Annotated in this window: 14 protein-coding genes; 5 read left to right on the forward strand and 9 right to left on the reverse strand. The window is 58.2% G+C overall.

Features of this window, described 5'->3' with window-relative positions; all coding sequences use genetic code 11:
• Positions 1 to 66: 66 nt before the first annotated feature.
• The 6 genes from phnW to dnaB form a co-directional block, all read right to left on the reverse strand.
• On the reverse strand, positions 67 to 1230 hold the full coding sequence (gene phnW / locus CJ187_RS07555; RefSeq protein ID WP_102216964.1) for a 2-aminoethylphosphonate--pyruvate transaminase: 1164 nt from the start codon (positions 1228 to 1230) through the stop codon (positions 67 to 69).
• Positions 1231 to 1235: 5 nt separating this feature from the next.
• Complete coding sequence (locus tag CJ187_RS07560) at positions 1236 to 4112, reverse strand: extracellular solute-binding protein (protein WP_102216965.1); 2877 nt, start codon at positions 4110 to 4112, stop codon at positions 1236 to 1238.
• Positions 4113 to 4117: 5 nt separating this feature from the next.
• A complete protein-coding gene (locus tag CJ187_RS07565) occupies positions 4118 to 4960 on the reverse strand; it encodes an ABC transporter ATP-binding protein (RefSeq protein ID WP_102216966.1) in 843 nt (280 codons plus the stop codon).
• A 398-nt stretch (positions 4961 to 5358) separates the two neighbouring features.
• Complete coding sequence (gene thiD, locus CJ187_RS07570; protein WP_102216967.1) at positions 5359 to 6171, reverse strand: bifunctional hydroxymethylpyrimidine kinase/phosphomethylpyrimidine kinase; 813 nt, start codon at positions 6169 to 6171, stop codon at positions 5359 to 5361.
• 1 nt (position 6172) lies between these two features.
• A complete protein-coding gene (locus CJ187_RS09435; protein WP_102216968.1) occupies positions 6173 to 6418 on the reverse strand; it encodes a DUF6767 domain-containing protein in 246 nt (81 codons plus the stop codon).
• Positions 6419 to 6446: 28 nt separating this feature from the next.
• Positions 6447 to 7784 carry a replicative DNA helicase gene (gene dnaB / locus CJ187_RS07575; protein WP_102216969.1) on the reverse strand — a complete coding sequence of 446 codons (1338 nt, stop codon included), beginning with the start codon at positions 7782 to 7784 and terminating at the stop codon, positions 6447 to 6449.
• Between the two features lie 277 nt (positions 7785 to 8061).
• On the opposite strand from dnaB, the gene CJ187_RS07580 reads away from it, so the two are divergent.
• Positions 8062 to 9456, forward strand: coding sequence for an MATE family efflux transporter (locus CJ187_RS07580; RefSeq protein ID WP_233187386.1), 1395 nt, complete (start codon positions 8062 to 8064; stop codon positions 9454 to 9456).
• Here CJ187_RS07580 and CJ187_RS07585 read toward each other — a convergent pair.
• Complete coding sequence (locus CJ187_RS07585) at positions 9453 to 12059, reverse strand: alpha-1,6-glucosidase domain-containing protein (RefSeq protein WP_102216970.1); 2607 nt, start codon at positions 12057 to 12059, stop codon at positions 9453 to 9455. The genes CJ187_RS07580 and CJ187_RS07585 overlap by 4 nt on opposite strands.
• Positions 12060 to 12280: 221 nt before the next feature.
• Here CJ187_RS07585 and rpsF point away from each other — a divergent pair, with 221 nt between their 5' ends.
• The 4 genes from rpsF to rplI are packed head-to-tail and all read left to right on the forward strand — an operon-like array spanning position 12281 to position 13917.
• A complete protein-coding gene (gene rpsF, locus CJ187_RS07590) occupies positions 12281 to 12571 on the forward strand; it encodes a 30S ribosomal protein S6 (RefSeq protein WP_102216971.1) in 291 nt (96 codons plus the stop codon).
• 52 nt (positions 12572 to 12623) lie between these two features.
• Positions 12624 to 13172 carry a single-stranded DNA-binding protein gene (locus CJ187_RS07595; protein WP_102216972.1) on the forward strand — a complete coding sequence of 183 codons (549 nt, stop codon included), beginning with the start codon at positions 12624 to 12626 and terminating at the stop codon, positions 13170 to 13172.
• A 28-nt stretch (positions 13173 to 13200) separates the two neighbouring features.
• On the forward strand, positions 13201 to 13440 hold the full coding sequence (gene rpsR / locus CJ187_RS07600) for a 30S ribosomal protein S18 (RefSeq protein ID WP_102216973.1): 240 nt from the start codon (positions 13201 to 13203) through the stop codon (positions 13438 to 13440).
• 21 nt (positions 13441 to 13461) lie between these two features.
• Positions 13462 to 13917 carry a 50S ribosomal protein L9 gene (gene rplI / locus CJ187_RS07605; protein ID WP_102216974.1) on the forward strand — a complete coding sequence of 152 codons (456 nt, stop codon included), beginning with the start codon at positions 13462 to 13464 and terminating at the stop codon, positions 13915 to 13917.
• A gap of 237 nt (positions 13918 to 14154) precedes the next feature.
• On the opposite strand, the gene CJ187_RS07610 is transcribed toward rplI, so the two are convergent.
• Complete coding sequence (locus tag CJ187_RS07610) at positions 14155 to 16602, reverse strand: transglycosylase domain-containing protein (protein WP_233187387.1); 2448 nt, start codon at positions 16600 to 16602, stop codon at positions 14155 to 14157.
• Between the two features lie 3 nt (positions 16603 to 16605).
• Positions 16606 to 18063 (reverse strand): NADP-dependent phosphogluconate dehydrogenase, encoded by a 1458-nt coding sequence (gene gndA, locus CJ187_RS07615; protein WP_102216975.1) that lies wholly within the window; start codon positions 18061 to 18063, stop codon positions 16606 to 16608.
• Positions 18064 to 18118: the final 55 nt, after the last annotated feature.

Below are 18118 nucleotides of genomic sequence, written 5' to 3' on the forward strand. Positions count from 1 at the left end.
CTTCCCCACCTAAGGCTCTTGCTGAACCTCGCTAAATCCCTGTGCTCCGCAGGTGCCTGGCCCAGGCTAAGCACTTGCCTGTTCCATGGCGTGGCGCGCGTCCTCAAGCGAATCAAACCCAATCTTTCCCAACAGGCCACGCGCATCCAGGTACTGGGCGAACAGGTCGGTAACTTGGTCAATGTCAGACGTGTAGATCTCCCCCATGTTCGCCACCCGGAATGTCTCTTCGTTTGTGAGCTTACCGGGGTAAATAGCGTACCCACGTTCCTTAATGAACGCGTACATGTCGGCAAAATCTACCTGCACCGCATCCGGGTAATAGAACGTGGTGATGAACGGGCCCTGGTGGTCCTCTAGATAAGTGCGGAATCCGAGGGCGCACATGCGGGTGATGAGCCGGTGGTTATTGTGCGCATACCGGGCGGCGCGGGCAGGAATCCCACCTTCTGCCGCCAGCTCCTCAAGCGCCTGTGCGAACGCAAGCACCACGTGCGTTGGGGACGTGTACCGCCACTTCCCACCGGCCTGCTCCAACGTGTGCCACTGATCCCACAGGTCTAATGACAAAGACCGCGCCTGCCCCTTCGAAGCTTCCAACGGTTGGCGTCGCGCAATAATAAAACTGAACCCCGGCACTCCCTGAATGCACTTATTAGCGCTAGAAACTAGGAAGTCAATGTGCCACTGCTGCACTGGGATTTCCATTCCCCCAAACGAACTCATCGCGTCCACAATAAACGTGATGTCCCGCTCAGCCGTTAACTCACCGACCGGCTGGATGTCGTTCAGCAACCCCGACGTGGTTTCCGAATGCACCATCGACACGTGGGTTATGGACGGGTCAGCGTCAAGAATCTGCTCGATCCGTTGCGGGTCCGGCACCTGGTCGTACTCCACGTTATAGCGCACGTAGTTGACGCCCGCGTGGTCACACATCTGCACCTGCCGGTCGCCATACGCCCCGTTCGTGCACAGCAGCACCTTGTCGTCCATACCCACCACGGACGTCAAAACGCTCTCCACCCCGAACGTGCCCGAACCCTGCATGAGCACCACCGTGTACTCAGCTGGATCACAGTGCCCCAACTCCAGCAGCCGAGCGCGAATCCCCTCGGTAATCTGCATGTAGTCTGAATCCCACGTGCAGTGGTCAAACAGCATCTGCTGCTTCACCGAATCCGTAGTTGTGAGCGGACCGGGGGTGAGCAACTTGTAGTTTTTCTGCATTATTCCTACTTCCTTCCAGCTGCGCGTTTACAAGCAGACGAAAAATCTTGGTGCTTTTGCAACAAATCCACGGTGAGTGACTGCGGGAAGAACTTCGACCGCACGGACGCGTTCTTCGCCTTATGCTCACCTTCGTACAGTGGTGTTGGGTAGGTCGACAGAATCTCCTCCCGCCCCTCATCAATCAAAATAGCAGCCACTTTCTGCGCCTTCGGATTAGCCGACTCGCCCTTATCGAGAACCGCCACGGACTCGGTTAACGAATAGTTACCTTCCATCGGATCCACGTAATCAATCGGGAGGCCCTGGGCTTTATCCGCAACCGCCTGGTGGCGCAACCCAAACCCAATCGCAACCTCACCCGAACGCACCGCCTTGAGCGGGCCGGAGCCAGACTGTTCCATGTGCGGGCCAGCGTTACGGGCAATGCCGGTCATCACCTGCTTACCTTCCCCATCTAACCCGTAGGCATCCACAATCGCCTGCACCATCAGCCAACCGGTGGACGAACCCTCCATGTCCGGAACTGCAATCAACCCCTCGTACTTGGGGTCCGCCAAATCTTTCAAACTCTTCGGTGCGGGCACGCCCGCGGCTTTAAGAGCGGGTTTGTTGATAATCAACGCACCTTCTTGTGCGGTGGCGGGCCGGCGGTACTTCGGAGCCTGCGCAATCCCAGAATCCCCCAAAAGGCGAGACTCAATATCTGTTAGTGGTAAGAACATGCTGTTGCGATGCTGCGCGGAATCAATGTAGTAAGAACTCATCGTAATCACGTCCGCCTCTAGGGCTTTGCCTTCCGCGAGGATCTTGCCGCCGAGCTCTGAGGTACCGAAGTTTTGCACAATGTACTGGCCCTTCATCCCATGCTTGTCGAGCGCGTTTTGGAAGGCGACCACGGCCTCATCGTCCGCATTCGTGTAAATCACCACCTGCCCGCGCGTAGCGGACGCAGACGAGAGCGCGCCCGTGCCAAACAGGATCAGGAAACTGGTTAGCAACGCGGCGAACACGCCCGTGAGGATATTGCGGGCCTTCCGGTTCCCGGTTGTGGGCAGTGGGAAGTTGCGCGACCCCGACGCTTCCAACTGCTTCCCGGCGGTAACCCGGCTGTCCCGGCGCACCGTTGTCCGCGTATCCGCCACCTGCGCGGGGTTAACGGGAATATTAGACTTCGCCCGCTTCTTTGCTTTAACCGCCCGGCGGTTGCGAGTAGCGAGCGCAATCCCACCTTTGACCAGCAGGTTCGTAACCAGAATCAGTAGGGACAGGGCAAACACGGAATCGAACTTCGCGATGTGCTGTAACGCAGAAATCTCAGTGGTCACCACCTGCGTGCGCGCTCCCGTGAGGAACACGACCGCAGAGATCGTGACCATCGCGTTCACAAAATAGTACCCAAATACCTGCAAAATAGTGGGCCAAGCGTTAGGTGTGATGACCCTCAAGATTGTCTTAAACCAACTATCCCCCATCAGACGGGCAGTGGTTTCCCAAGACGCGTTCATCTTAGTGAGCGAATCTTTAATCATCTGGTAGGGCGTGGCGAAATAGTGGACGACGTTCGCGACAATCAGAATCCAAAACGTGTTCTGCAAACTGGTGCCCGAAAACGTGAGAAGGAATGCGATACCGAGCACCATGCCGGGAACGGTGTTCACTATTGCAGAAATGGAATCAACCACCCGGCGGACCCCGCGGGGCAACCGGGAGCGGGACGTGACCAGGCCCGTGGCGTAGGCGAATAGGCAGCCGACGATCGCGGTCATCACCGCCACGTACAACGAGTTCGTGTAAACCATGTTCAAACTCGGGTCGGTGAACAGGGCGGTGATGTGGCGCAGCGTGGGCGCGGGGTTGAACGGCCATTCGGACACGAACGGGATGATGATGATCACCAGGAACAAGCTCAGCACCGCGCCGAGCGACAAGATTGACGCGGTGCCGCAGAAGAAGTCGCGCCGCACCCCGCGCGGCAGATCCACCTGGGAGATTTTCGCATACCGAATGGAGTACCGCTCCAGGATCGTCATGAGGATGATCGAAATGATAGATGGAATCAGCATGAACACGGCGATCACGGCGCCGCGGTGGAAGTTCGGGATCGACCCCAGCATCTGGTTGTACAGCGTCATCGCGAGCACGTCGTATTCACCGCCCACCGACGTGGGAATACCGTAGTCGGTGAACGCCAGGAAGAAAGATTGGATGAACGCCACGCACATCGTGCCCACCAGGGGCCGCACCACCGTGTTCAAGAAGGTTTTCAGCGGCCGGTCCCCCATGATGTGCGACACGATAATGAACTTCTTGTCTACGAACTGGAAACTGTTGTGGATCAGCAAAAAGCACGTGGGAAGCGTGTACACCACGTAGCCGATCAGCAGCCCGTTGAACCCGTAGATGTTGAACAGTTGGAACCCGAAAATGCGGGTGATCAGCCCGTGTTTACCAAATGAGTAGATGATCGCGAACCCGTACGTGATGGTGGGCAGCAGCATGGGGAGTTGCGTAAACAGTTTTATTATTCGCTTGAGGCCGCGCGGAACGTTCGTGGCGTTCACCGTGTACGCGAGTAAGAACGCGATCCCAACTGCGATGCCAGCTGCGAGGGCAGAGACAATCAGGGAGTTTATGACCGACTGGATGAAGTCTGGGCGGTGTAGCACCGCCGCGTAGTTCGACAGCGTTATCTGCCCGGTACCCGTGTTGAACGAGTTCCAGATGACGAGCGCGAGGGGGATGAATAAGAACAGTAAGAACGCGGCACTGACCACTGTCAACAGCGTCCACAGTTCCGGTTGTCGATGCCGGCTTTTGCGCGCTTGGAGAGCTTCGTTTTTGGGCATGCGGGAGCGGTTTTTCACTGCGGTAATGGACATGTGTCTTAGCCTTCAACCTTGCCAGACAGTACGGGTTCGCGCACTTCTTTTGCCCCGGTCTGCGCTGCATTTTGTGAGTCGAGGTCACTGTTTGAGGTGGGGAGTCCCTCTTGGAACAGCGAGAAAATGTTGTCGCGCTTAACTTCCAGCTGGCGCAAGATGAACTGGCGAACGAAGTCGCTGGCGGGGTGTTCAATGATGTTCTCAGGTGTGTCGTATTGGGCGATTCCACCGTCGTTTAAGATCAGCACCCGGTCGCTCATTGTGCACGCTTCTTCGGGGTCGTGCGTAACCATGATGGTGGTCAGATTGTACTGGTCCACGATCTGACGGATTTTTGTCTTAATGGATTCTTTGATTACCCCATCGAGGGCGGACAGGGGTTCGTCTAGCAGCAGGAGTCGCGGTTTCATCACGAGCGTTCGGGCTAGGGCAACGCGCTGCTTTTGTCCGCCAGACAGTTCGTCGATTTTCTTGTTCAAGTGATCTTCAAGGCCCAGCAGGCTGATCATATCTTTGATCTCGTCTTCCGTGCACAGATCGGGGTTGTTCCGCAGACCGTACGTAATGTTTTCGTATGCCGTGAGGTTGGGGAACAGTGCGTAGTCTTGGAACACGATGTTGAACCCACGTTTTTCCATGGGCGTGTCCGTCAGGTTTTCCCCGTTGTACACAATCTGCCCGCCCGTGAGTTCAGTGATGCCTAGAACTATGTTCAACAAAGTGGTTTTACCGCAGCCTGAGGGGCCTAGAATCGACATGATTTCGCCGCTTCCCAAAGTGAGGCTAATGCCGTCGAGCACGCGGTTGTCGCCGAACGATTTTTTAATCTCGGTCAGTTCAAGCATTCCTGTTTACTTTCTTACGAAACGTGTGGTGTGCTTTCGAAAACAAGAGGTGTGACCAGTTGGGATACAACCTGTTCAAAACAGTTTTTACCTGGCACAAATTCGAGTGTAAACAGAAGTTTCTGCTACTTGTAGCGTATTTTCTAAGCTTTTAGCTCCTGTTTCGGTTTGTTAACCTACGCGTTCCCTGGGATACATTTTTGACATGAGGTGCATTACATCACGAGGTTCTACACGTAACTAAGCGCACTCCACCGCCAGGTGCGTTGCGCATGCAAAAACTCCCCGAAAAGAAAACCGAGTTACCGGTTCCCCATTCGAGGAGTCTCGCCCTATGCAAGGCACGTAGGTGGTCTAAGTCAGGCTGTAATAAATCAACCCGCGTCTATGCCGCGCCACTACCCGCGGTTCACGCCACCACCTTGCCACAGTGCCGGCACAGGCACGTTCGAGCTGATCTGAGCTTCAATCCCGGCGGTCACCAGTTGCTTAGCGCGCCGCACGGCCTCATGCACATCTTCCCCCCGCGCCAAGTACGCGGTAATCGAAGCGGCCATCGTGCAACCAGCACCGTTAACGCGCTTATCCCCAACTTTCTTAACGGCGTAACGGGTGATCTTCTGACCGTCCCAAAGCAGGTCCACCGCTTCCTCACCAGGTAGTTCCATCCCGCCTTTAGCGAGCACGTAACGCGGCCCCATCTCGCCGATTCGCTGCGCGGCCTGCGCCAACGTTTTCTCGTCCGTCACCTCAATGCCCGACAGGGTGGAGGCCTCAAACACGTTCGGGGTAACCACGGTTGCCAGCGGTAGCAGCTTGTCGCGCAACGCCTCATCCACCTCAGCCCCCGGGCCCTCAAACTGGCCTTTACAAATCAAAACGGGGTCAACTACAACGTTCTTCCATTCGCGCTCACTCAACGCTTTCGAAACCGTGTCAATTGTAGGAACGGTACCCATCATCCCGAGCTTCACGGTGTCGGGTTCAAACGCGTTAATGCACGCTTCCATCTGGTCGGCAATAATGTGCGGTGGAACCGGTTCAAACCGGTGATCCCAATTGTTCTTCGGATCCATCGAAACGATGCAGGTGATGGCACCCATGCCATACACGCCCAACTGGTGCAGCGTCTTCCAATCCACCTGGATTCCTGCTGCCCCCGTGGCCTCCGACCCTGCGACGATCATTGCGACCGGTGGTTTTTGTGACATCTTAACTCCTCAGCTTCAACTTCTTCTGCTGCTCATTATAGGCCCGACGTTTTTCCGCCAGGATCGCCCTTAGTTCTGGATCTTCCATTACCAGCCGCACCGTCTGACAGTCTTGAGGTCCGGTGACGAACGCTTGGCACAGGGTGCACGGTTCCCCGGGGCGAAGCGGGCACAGTGGAGCCGGCTTACTGGAGCGGGAACGCCTCTTAGACCCAGTGCCAGTACTGGAGTTTCCCTTAGTAATCATCAATTAATTCATACCACGCAGCCCGCGTTTACCCCATGTCACGAGCCAGGTCGGTGAACCGCGCGTAGTGACCTTGGAAAGCCACTGGAATAGTGCGGGTTTCCCCATTGCGGTGCTTCGCCACAATAATGTCCGCTTCCCCGGGCCGTTCGTCCTCAGAATAATAGTCGGGGCGGTGCAGCAGCATCACCACGTCCGCATCCTGTTCTAGCGAACCGGATTCACGCAGGTCCGCGAGCATGGGTTTCTTATCCGTCCGCTGCTCCGGCCCACGGTTCAGCTGCGCAACCGCCACCACCGGCACTTCCAGTTCTTTCGCTAACAGTTTCAAGGACCTCGAGAACTCCGACACTTCCTGCTGGCGCGACTCCACCAGGCGGCCCGACGTCATCAGCTGCAAGTAGTCGATCACCACGAGCTTCAAGTTGTTCTGCTGCTTCAGGCGCCGGCATTTACTGCGGATCTCGTTCATCGCCATGTTCGGGGAATCGTCAATAAACAGGGGTTTTTCGGAAATCTCCGCGATGGTTTGGGTGATTTTGCGCCACTCGTCCGCATTCATGTCACCGCGCCGCATTTTCCCAAACCGCACCTGGGATTCAGCGGCCACCAGGCGCATCCCAATTTCTGCGCGCGACATTTCTAGTGAGAACACAACTGACGCCATGTCGTTGTGGATCGCGGCGGACCGTAAAAAGTTCAGGGCGAGCGTGGACTTACCCATCGCGGGGCGCGCCGCCACAATCACCATCTGCCCCGGTTGCAACCCCGTGGTGAGCGAATCCAAATCGTGAATCCCCGTAGGAACACCCAGGGAGACGTCTTTGTTCTTCTCAATCTTCTCTAGTTCCGCTAGCAGCGGGTCCGACAGTTCGGACAGCGCCACATAGTCCGTGGAGTGGCGGCGTTCTGAAACCGCGAAAATCTCTGACTGGGCCGCGTCAACAATGTCATCAACGTCCCCACCGGCTTCGGCGTAACCAAGCTGGACGATGCGCGTACCCGCTTCCACCAGGGAACGCAGTTGGGAGCGTTCCCGCACAATCCGCGCGTAGTAATCCGCGTTCGCCGGCGTAATCACGGACGCCATGAGGGTGTGTAGATACTCGCCCCCACCAATGCGTTCCAAGTCTCCGTTGCGTTTCAGTTCTGCCGACAAGGTTAGTGCGTCCACCGGTTCGCCCCGCGAGTACAGTTCAATGATCGCTAGGTGCACAGTTTCGTGAGCGGGCCGGTAGTAATCTTCTGGCACCAGGATTTCCGCGACGTCTGTGATCGCATCCTTGTCCAGCATCATGGACCCTAGGACCGCTTGTTCAGCCTCAATATTTTGAGGGGGGACGCGGTCAAACTCAACAGACGCCAACGCCTACTACCTCCGACCCCGTGGAAAACTTTGTGTGGCAAACCCGTGTGGTTTGCACGCTGAGGATACCCACACGAAGGCGTTAACTCAACCTCAGGCTGTGAATAAACCACGCAAATCTGTGGATAAATAGTGAATTAATACCCAAACCTGTGGATAAGTTGTGGAAAACGGGTGGATGTTTCGCACGTCACGAAGCGGGCAAACGCCGCGAAACTGCGGTAAGTTGTCCACAGAGTTGTCCACACCCTGTGTAAAAAGATTGGTAGCGAAATTGGTGGATAAAAACGACACCCCACCCACAAACGACCCCACTTCTGGCCAGTCGTTGAACCGGCAAATCATCACCCTCGCCCTCCCCGCCCTGGGCGCACTAATTGCCGAACCACTGCTAACCACCATTGACTCCGCGATGGTTGGCCACCTGGGTACCGCGCAACTGGCAGGCCTATCCCTCGCTTCCACAGTGCTGATGACCGCGGTGGGTATATGCGTGTTCTTGGCGTACTCCACCACCGCCATCACCTCACGCGCCCTCGGTGCCGGCAAAGTTGGTGAAGGCATGCAGGCGGGCATCAACGCAATGTGGTTAGCTGCCGTGCTCGGCGCCGCACTAGCAGCCGGGTTCATGATTTTCGCCCGCCCCCTCCTCATATTCTTCGGAGCGGACCCGCAGGTACTCCCACACGCACTTGACTACCTGCATTACTGCTCCCCCGGGTTGGTGGGCATGCTGGTGGTACTCGCTGCCACAGGAACGCTGCGGGGCGCGCTGGATACAAAAACCCCGCTCTACGTAGCGACCGGTGGGGCGGTGGTGAACGCGATCTTGAACGCGATCCTCATCTACGGACTGAACCTGGGGGTAAAGGGCAGTGCCATCGGTACCGCTCTGACGCAAACCCTGATGGCGATCGTGCTCAGCTCCGTGGTAGTTAGCAGCGCCCGCCAACACCACGCGCGGTTCGGATTCAACCTGCGGGCCGTGTGGGAATCCACCGTGGCCGGCTTCCCGCTCCTGCTGCGCTCCCTCACGCTGCGCCTAGCGATCCTCGCGACCGTGTGGACCATCGCCAGTGCCGGCACCGTCGCCCTCGCCGCCCACCAGGTGGTGAACACCGTGTGGAATTTCGCCGCATTCGCCCTAGACGCCCTCGCGATTGCCGCGCAAGCACTGGTTGGCCACGCCCTCGGGAAAGAAGACAGCGGTACCGCCAACCCCAACCAAATCCGCATGGTAGTGCGCAAAATCGTCATCTGGGGAATCGCGGCGGGCACGGTGATTGGCGTGGCCCTCATGGTGGTTTCCCCACTGCTGCCCTGGATATTCGGCACCGACCCCGCGATGCGCCGCGCCGCCACCGCGGGCCTACTGGTGGCGGGCCTGTTCCAGTTCCTCGCCGGATTCGTGTTCATGATGGACGGCATCCTGATCGGCGCTGGCGACAACCGGTATCTCGCGCTCGCGGGCGTAATCAACCTGGTTCCCTACCTGCCATTACTGTGGTTCATTGCCCATCTTTCCACGCGAGCACGGCCACTAGATACCGCGGGGCAAACCTGGGTGGTGGTGTTCGTGTGGGCCGCTTTCGCAGTCGTGTTCACCGGCATGCGCGCCCTTACCACGGGCCTGAGGGTACGCGGCGGCGCGTGGATGCATCTAAAACACTAGTCGGTGAGCACCACGGCGGTGCGGGCGGGGAGGGTTAATTTTCCCGCGGCCTGGTCCCACTGCACGGTGGCCATGACGGCGTGGTCTGCGCCGTCGCGTTGCACCGGGTTTACACGCAAGCGCGTGCCAGCCAGCTGGGGGCAGGCCACGGTTTGTTGCTGCGCCCACCCGTTGATGCACACGAGCAGGTGGGGTTCGCGCCCGCAGCCACCCTCATTATTAATATGCATCACCACCACCCCGGCGGGGGCGGGCAAGAAAAAGACGCGGCGGATAATTTGCTGCGTGTCCCCGAGGGTGAGTGCCCGGTAGCGCGTGCGGACTCGTAAGAACTCGCGGGCAACAGCGAACGACCAGCGCATGTCCGCGGTGGTGGGGCGCAGCCGCGCGTCCTCAAGCAGCGGTGCCATCAGGCCCCAGTTCTGCGCATTAGACCAGCGCGGCGGCAAGCCAATCCCAAAGTTATGCGTGTGCAGCGTCCAATCGATCGCGTTGAAGTAGTCCCCCGAATCAAACGAATCGCGGTCCATAGATTTGGACCGCAAAATCTCGATGCCCGCCGCCCAAAACACCGGTGACTGCCCCCACGTCACCACCGCGAGCGCCAGCATGCAGGCCCGTGCCCGCTCCCGCGTAGACGTGTGGGTCGGTAGTTTATACGCCATCACGTCGTACAGGGTTTCGTCGTCGTGGGCTTCCACGTAGTTCACGCTCTCGGCCGGTTGTGTCGCAAACGCGCCCGCCGCCGCGGCCGCGAAGACATCATTTGGCGTTGAGGACGCCTTCGCGCTCACTCCTGGCGTAGTTGAAGGATCCGGCGCGGACTCGGCCGTGGGCTCCAGTGGGTAATCACGCAGGTTCCCCACCAGCGCCAGTTTCACTCTGTCGGTAGCGCGCGCCAGGGCCTCATGCTGCGCGTCCCAACCCAGGGTACTGACCCCGTTAGGTGCCGAAAGTAATCCGGATGCGAACCCCTGCCGTGACCGCATGGACGCGTCCACCGGACTTCCCCCGCGCAGCGCGTCGCGCACTCGGTCGTTAAAACAACCGATCCCGGTGCCGTCCAACTGCCCCTGTTTCGCCTGGTAGAACACCGCGTTGTCTTGAACCTCACCGAAATCCCACCCCTCCCCGTAAACGTAGGCGGAGGCCGGTAGCTGCGCCACCACTTTCTCCATGTTCTGGCGCGAATGGAACCCCATCAGGTCGAACCGCAAACCGCCAACCCGGTAGTTGCGGATCCAAAACGCCACGGCTTCCACCATGAGTTTTTCCGCCATCATGTGTTCCGTCGCCACATTCGGACAGCACGTGGTGGAATACGCCCGGCCGTTTCCGCACAGGCGATGGTAGTAGCCGGGCACAATCCGATCCAGAATCGAATGCGGATCCTGCCCCGCCGCGTACGTGTGGTTAAATACCTGGTCGACCACCACGTCAAACCCTGTCGCGTTTAGCGCAGCGATCATTTGCCGGCACTGCAGTACGCGCGCACCCCCACGCTGATGCCCCTGCGTGGCATACGACCCTTCCGGAGTCATATAGTGCAGCGGGTCATACCCCCAGTTGTACGCGTCTTTTTTACGCACCCGCCCAATTTCTTCCTGAGGTTCCAGCGCCGCCCCACGTGCCCGTTCAATCACGGGGTTGTGTTGCTGATCGGGGTTTTCGGGTACGGTAGCGAAGTCGAATACGGGAAGCAGGTGGATGGTGTTCACCCCGGCTTCCCGCAGTTTCGCCAGATGTTTCATCCCATCGGAGTCGGGGTGGGTGAACGCCCGGTAGGTCCCCCGGTCCGCCAGGGGGATTGACGTGTCAGCGGCGGAGAAGTCGCGCACGTGGAGTTCGTAGATAACGCGTTCACACGGGTTGGTGATGGGCTCGGGGGTGGGCCAATGTTTTGGAAAGAGCGCGGGGTTTTCCATGTCCACTAGCACGCATCGGCGCGAGTCCACGGTTAGACCCACGGCGTAGGGGTCGGTAACTTCGTTCACCACCCACCGGCCCACCGCCGGGGAGTAAACGTCCACTATCCACAGGTATTCATCGTCTTCTTCCGCGTTCAGATACGCGTCCCACACCCCGGTCAGGTCGTCGCGCCGAGCAGGAATCGTTTGGGGTTTGTCGCCGTGCCATATTTTGAGCGAAACGTTGCGTGCCGTGGGGGCCCAAAGGGCGAACCGCCATCCCATCCCGGCTACGTACGCTCCGAGCCGGGCATGGCGCGCCGGTGCGTACACGTCGTCGAGCACACCCGCGAGTTGGATCCCAGTTTCTCCCCGTTCACCTTCCACCAATAGTTGGCACGTGAGCCACTGGCGCAGCACCTCGTCCGTCACGGACGTGGGTAGGTGCATCACCCGGTAGTCTTCGCTTTTAACCAGGCCGCGCCACCCGCGCGTTTCCCCGTGCGGCCCACCTGTCTGCCAGTCGACCCCACCGGGAGGGATTTGCCCACCTGCGTTTTCGAGGACGACCCGCTGCGTGTACGCATCCCCCGGGTGTGCCCATTCGGGGCCGCTGATGAGCATGTGCACGCCGCCACCAACCCACTTCGGTACCGCCACGTGCTGGCGGTCTAGCCATATCGCCTGCTGGTCCACGTGTCGCCTCCTTGCCCGCGTACTTCCAGCCTAAACGAAACCGCGGGGTGCCGATGAAGAACACACTTCTTCCTCTAGTTTTTACACCGCTTTCCCGGTAACATTGTTTGTTGGTTCGCATATTCTTACGGGTTTTCGCGTGAGGCTGTGGGAACCAACCGCATAATCCCTCCTGTCACGGAACGACCGTGACCGATTGAGTCCAAAGGAGGTGGGGAGTAATGCGTGCATACGAACTGATGGTGATCTTCAATCCCACCGTTGACGAACGCACGATCGGCCCCTCGATGGATAAGGTCCTCGCTAAGGTAACTGAAGCGGACGGCACCATCGAGAACGTCGATATTTGGGGTAAGCGTCGGCTGGCGTACGAGATCCAGAACTTCTCTGACGGCATCTACGTGGTCGTGAACATGACCACCACGCCTGACATGGCGAAAGAAGTGGACCGTGTTCTGAACCTCAACGAAACAGTGATGCGCACTAAACTACTGCGCCCCAACGCGAAGTAGCACTGTTCTTAACCACTTTTTGTAACCACTACCAGCACCTTAGGAGTCCACAATGGCCGGAGACACAATCATCACGATTGTCGGTAACTTAACTGCCGACCCGGAGATTCGGTACACCAATTCTGGTGCGCCAGTAGCTAACTTCACGGTAGCTTCCACACCACGCACCTTCGACCGCCAGTCCGGTGGTTGGAAAGACGGCGACACGTTATTTATGCGCTGCTCCGTGTGGCGTGAAACAGCCGAGAACGTAGCGGATTCCCTGTCGAAAGGCATGCGCGTAATTGTGCAGGGGCGGTTGACGCAACGCAGTTTCGAAGCGCGTGACGGCGGCCAGCGGACCGTAGTTGAAATGCAGGTTGACGAGGTAGGCCCCGCGCTGCGGTTTGCGCGCGCACAGGTTACCCGCAACCAGTCGAACTACGGCGGTAGTGGCGGTTACAACCAGGGTGGTATGAACAACTCCGGTGGTCAAAGCTCGTTCGGGGGCGGCTACCAGCAGCAGAACACGGGTAATTACAACGCGGCCCCCGGTGGGTCGTCGGACGACCCGTGGGCAACTGATGGGGCGCCCGCTTACAACGAGGACCCACCTTTCTAAAGTCAACGTATTTTCAAGGAGATCAACTATGGCGAAGCCTAAACTTCGCAAGCCGATCCAGAAGAAGATGACCGTTCCACGGGCACCTAAGATCGGGAAAATCGATTACAAAGACACCGCACTGCTACGCAAGTTTGTGTCGGACCGCGGTAAAATCCGGGCTCGTCGCGTAACCGGCGTGTCCGTGCAAGAGCAGCGTCTGATCGCTAAGGCCGTTAAGAACGCGCGCGAAATGGCTCTGCTGCCCTACTCAAGCTCTGGCCGCTAAACCGAAGGAAGGAGACTCACAATGGCAAAACTCATTTTGACCCACGACGTCCCTAACCTCGGTTTCGCCGGTGATGTCGTTGTTGTTAAAGACGGTTACGCTCGTAACTACCTGGTTCCCCGCAACCTCGCTGCGCGGTGGACACCCGGGCAACAGCGGGTAATTGACGAACTGAACGAACGTCGCCGCAAGCAGGCTTACGACAGCATCGATGATGCCCGCGAGGCCCGCGACAAGCTTGAGGAAGTTAAGTTCTACGAGGTTGAGAAACGCGCGTCCGCGACAGACGCTCTGTATGGCGCGGTTTCCACCAAAGAGATCGCTCAGTCCATTGAGGCTGCGACCGGGATTAAAGTAGACAACCGTCGCATCGTGGTTGAGAACGCGATCAAGTATGTCGGTGACTACGACGTGCAGGTTAACTTGCACGCGGATGTTCACGCAAAAATCAAGGTCCGCGTAATCGCCGTTAAGTAACCCACGCGTTTTAGCTTTAATACTGATTTTGCGTGAGTACTAACTAGATTCTGGTTAAGCCCGGATTCTATTAGAGGCCGCCCCGGTTATTTTCTTTCCGAGGCGGCCTTTTTGCTGCGCTGAACCGGTATGTATAACCAAGACCTGCAGCTTGCGCGCCAGGGATGCGACTGAAAGCAGACTTCCGGCACAGACCTTCAAACCCGGTCCGCCAGCTATTCGCCAGTTACCCGCCAGTTACTGGTCTGGTTCTTCCGTTGGGGAGGGTGCTTCCGGTTGTTCTGGTTCCGCAGGCTCTTGGGAAGGTTCTGGCTGGGGCCGCTGAGGTTCTTGCGGCTGCTCTTCCTCTTCTTGCACCTGTTCGGAAGGTTCCTCACTAGGTTCCTCCTGCTGCGGCTGCGCGGGCGGCGGGGGTGCCTGTTGGAAACTCGACCCACCTGATGGTGTGGTGACCCAGTCGAAGTCTTTCACTTCCATCCCGTCCGTGGCCGCAGCCATGTACTTGAGCCAAAGGTCGCCCGGGATGGTGGCACCCGTGATTTCACCGTAACCACCGAACGGGGTGATCGACTGGACCGACCCGTTATCCCCCTCCTGGTACATGGTGACTACCGTGGCCATTTGCGGAATGAACCCCGCGAACTGGGCGGACTTGTTTTCTTCTGACGAACCGGTTTTACCAGCTACCGGCCGCCCCAAGTTCCGCGCTTTGTCCGCTGACCCCCACTGGGCTGCTGCCTTCAACCCCGGCAGTACTTTCGACATGTCTTCGGCTTTAAACACTTCCTCTTTCGCTGTGGAACCGCGGTAAAGTGTGTTGCCGGCCGTGTCCGTGACCTCGCGGACAATGTGCGGGGTGGTCCGCTGCCCACCCGCAGCAATCGTGGAATACGCGCGGGTTAGGTCAATGTTGTGGGGCGCGGATGAACCCAGAATATTACCTAGGTTCTCGTCCAAGTCTTGGGTTTTTTCTGGGATCCCCAGTTTGATTGCCGCATCGCGGGTTTTTGCCGCCCCCATGCTCTGGTTCATTTGAATGAACGCGGTGTTGATCGACAGGGCGGTAGCGCGCACCATGTCCACCGTGCCGTAAGACTGGTTCGCGTAGTTATGCACCGTGGTGCCATCGGGTAGCGTCAGCGGGGAGTTGCCACTGTAGCGATCGTGCAACGAACCTCCCTCAGCGGCATAAGCAACCAACCCGAAGGGTTTAAAAGTAGACCCGGCCATCGCAATATCTTGCGTGGCTGCGTTCCGTTGGATCTTCTGGTAGTCCTTACCGCCGTACAGCGCGTAAGTCTCCCCGTTTTCTGGGTTGACGGACGACAGGGCGACGTGCAGGTTTGGGCTCGCCCCTTCCGGCAGCGCGTTCACGGCATCGACCGCGGCTTTTTGTTTATTCTGGTCGATCGTGGAGATTATTTTGTAGCCACCCGAATCCACCTGTTCCGCACTGATACCAGCTTGCGAAGCCAGTTCACTGCGCACCTGCTGCATCAGGTACCCGTTGGTACCTTTCATGGATTCGTTTTTGACGCCTTTGATGGTGTCGGGGAACTTCATTTTTTTGGCGTCGTCACTGGAAATCCACCCGTCTTCCACCATGCGTTTACGCACGCGTTCCCACCGCTGCTGCGCCATATTCATGTTCTGCGCCGGGTCCCACGCGGATGGTGCCGGGATGATTCCCGCGAGCATTGCCGCCTGCGACACGTTCAGTTGTTTCGCGTGGATTCCAAAATAATTCTTTGCGGCCTCTTCAATGCCGTATGAGCCGCGTCCGAAATAGATGGTGTTCAGGTAGTTGTCGAGGATCTCGGCTTTACTTTGCTGCTTATTGATCTTGAGGGCCAAGATCGCCTCTTTAGCTTTCCCCAGGTACCCGGTGGTGGTGTCCAGGTAGTAGCGCTCCACGTATTGTTGTGACAGTGTGGAGGCCCCCTGCAGGTCCCCGCCGGTAATGTTGTTAATGAAGGCGCGGGCGATACCTTTCAGGTCGATCCCGGAGTTTGTGAAGAAGGTGCGGTCTTCGGAAGACACCACTGCTTGCCCGACGTAGTCGGGAATCTGGGAGGTGTCGATGATGGTGCGGTTCATCTCAGCGAACGTGCCCATTTCGGTTTTCCCGTCCGCGTAGTACACCGTGGTTTTTTGCGCGAGCGCGAACTCCCCAGGTTCTGGCACGCGGATTGTGGCGTATGCGATTGCGAATCCCGCCACCCCAACGATAATTAACCCCAGGAATGTGCACAGCAGGCCCACGCCTAACCGTTTGGGCCATTTCCGCTGGGGTTTGCGCCCGTTCTCGCTTGCGGTTTTCCTGTTTTTCCCGCTTCTAACGGTTTGGCTCGCGCCTTTAGCACTCGCTTTTTTCCCGCTTGAGGCACCCACCAGTTTCGTTCCCGTCTTGCGCTGCGATTCGCTCGCGCTGCCGCCGCGTGGTTTCCACCTTGGTTGTGAACCGCGCCCGGTTTCACCGCGGGCAGTACTCCCAGTGGCTCCCCCGCGTCCACCACTGCTGTGGTGCGTGGTGTCACGGTTGGAGTGGGAGCGGTTCGGGCCGGTGGAATCCGAGTTCCGGCGCGCCTGGTTGGCCGCGTAGTCTTCTTCTGCGCGTTTGCGTTTCAGGTCTTGGCGTTTCGGCAGGCCGGAACGTTTGGGTTTACGACCGTGGGTGTCACTCAAGTTTTATTGCCTTTCTTCAGGGCGCCCCTCCTGGGCCCACAGCGTGTGGTACACACCGGGTTTATCTACCCGCTGGTACGTGTGGGCACCGAAGAAGTCCCGCTGCCCCTGGATTAAGCTTGCCGGCAGGCGTTGCGCCCGGATCTGGTCGAAGTAAGCCAGCGTGGAGCAGAACACGGGGGTGGGAATGCCGTGTTGCACGCCGGCGGAGGCGATGCGTCGCCACGCGGGTTCCACATCTTCGATCCGTTCCGCAAAGTAGTCTCCGGCCATCAGCAGAGCCAGGGTGGGGTCGGCTTCGTAAGCGCGCGTGATGTCAGTTAGGAACTGGGCGCGGATAATGCAGCCGCCCCGCCAGATTTGCGCCAACCCGGCTCGGTCAATGTCCCATCCGTATTCCGTGGCGGCGCGGGTAATCTGGTCGAAACCTTGCGAGTACGCCACGATTTTTGATGCCAGCAGGGCTTGGCGCACGTCCTCAATGAACGCGTCTGGGTCCGTGATGTTCCACTCGCTCACCTGGCCTTTGAAGCGCGCTTGCGCTAGAGAACGAGATTCTTGTGAGGAAGAGGCGCCACGCGCCATCGTGGCTTCGGCGATCCCGGTTACGGGTACTGCGAGGTCCAGCGCGTTCTGCACCGTCCACTTACCCGTCCCTTTTTGCGACGCCGCATCCACAATCAAATCAACTAGGGGTTTACCGGTTTCTTCATCTACTTGCCGCAGTACTTGCGCAGTTATTTCAATGAGGTACGAGTTCAGCTCCCCCTCATTCCACCGGTCAAATATGTCTGCTATCTGCAGGGGGGATAGGTCCAGGCCGGCGCGGAGCAGGTCGTAGGCTTCGGCGATCACCTGCATGTCTGCGTATTCAATCCCGTTGTGCACCATTTTCACGAAGTGGCCAGCACCGTCCGCACCGATGTGCATGCAGCACGGTTTGCCGTCTACGTGCGCCGAGATTTTTTCGAACATGGGGCCAAGACGCTTGTAAGATTGCGCGGTGCCCCCAGGCATGATCGATGGGCCCCACAGGGCACCTTCCTCACCCCCAGAAACACCTGCGCCAACGAAATGAAGGCCGCGGTCTCGGCACCATTTTTCACGCCGAATCGTGTCTGTGAACAGGGAGTTACCGCAGTCAACAATGATGTCACCCTCGTCCATCAGGTTGGCCATTTGTTCCATCACGGCGTCGGTGGGGGCACCGGCTTTAACCATGATGATTCCCACGCGGGGTGGGCGCAGACTTGCGATAAAGTCTTCCATCGTTGGGGCGGGCACGAAATCGGCTTCACTACCGTGCTTTTGGATGAACTGTTCTGTTCTCGGTTCCGTCCGGTTGCCCACCGCGGTGTCGTAGCCGTTGCGCGCGAGGTTTCGAGCCAGGTTCGATCCCATCACGCCCATTCCCCACACGCCGATGTCGGCTGACGCTGGAGCTGGAGTTTCGATTGTCATACTGCTCCTTAAATAATCGCTTGTCTTAAATAAGGGTAATACGTTTTTACGTAAA

The sequence above is a fragment of the Gleimia hominis genome (assembly GCF_002871945.2).
Taxonomy (GTDB): Bacteria; Actinomycetota; Actinomycetes; order Actinomycetales; family Actinomycetaceae; genus Gleimia; species Gleimia hominis_A.

Bases quoted from the DNA above. Each gene is read 5' to 3' on its own strand.
- phnW (WP_102216964.1), bottom strand. From the start codon at position 1,230: ATGCAGAAAAACTACAAGTTGCTCACCCCCGGTCCGCTCACAACTACG.
- CJ187_RS07560 (WP_102216965.1), bottom strand. From the start codon at position 4,112: ATGTCCATTACCGCAGTGAAAAACCGCTCCCGCATGCCCAAAAACGAA.
- CJ187_RS07565 (WP_102216966.1), bottom strand. From the start codon at position 4,960: ATGCTTGAACTGACCGAGATTAAAAAATCGTTCGGCGACAACCGCGTG.
- thiD (WP_102216967.1), bottom strand. From the start codon at position 6,171: ATGTCACAAAAACCACCGGTCGCAATGATCGTCGCAGGGTCGGAGGCC.
- CJ187_RS09435 (WP_102216968.1), bottom strand. From the start codon at position 6,418: ATGATTACTAAGGGAAACTCCAGTACTGGCACTGGGTCTAAGAGGCGT.
- rpsF (WP_102216971.1), top strand. From the start codon at position 12,281: ATGCGTGCATACGAACTGATGGTGATCTTCAATCCCACCGTTGACGAA.
- CJ187_RS07595 (WP_102216972.1), top strand. From the start codon at position 12,624: ATGGCCGGAGACACAATCATCACGATTGTCGGTAACTTAACTGCCGAC.
- rpsR (WP_102216973.1), top strand. From the start codon at position 13,201: ATGGCGAAGCCTAAACTTCGCAAGCCGATCCAGAAGAAGATGACCGTT.
- rplI (WP_102216974.1), top strand. From the start codon at position 13,462: ATGGCAAAACTCATTTTGACCCACGACGTCCCTAACCTCGGTTTCGCC.
- gndA (WP_102216975.1), bottom strand. From the start codon at position 18,063: ATGACAATCGAAACTCCAGCTCCAGCGTCAGCCGACATCGGCGTGTGG.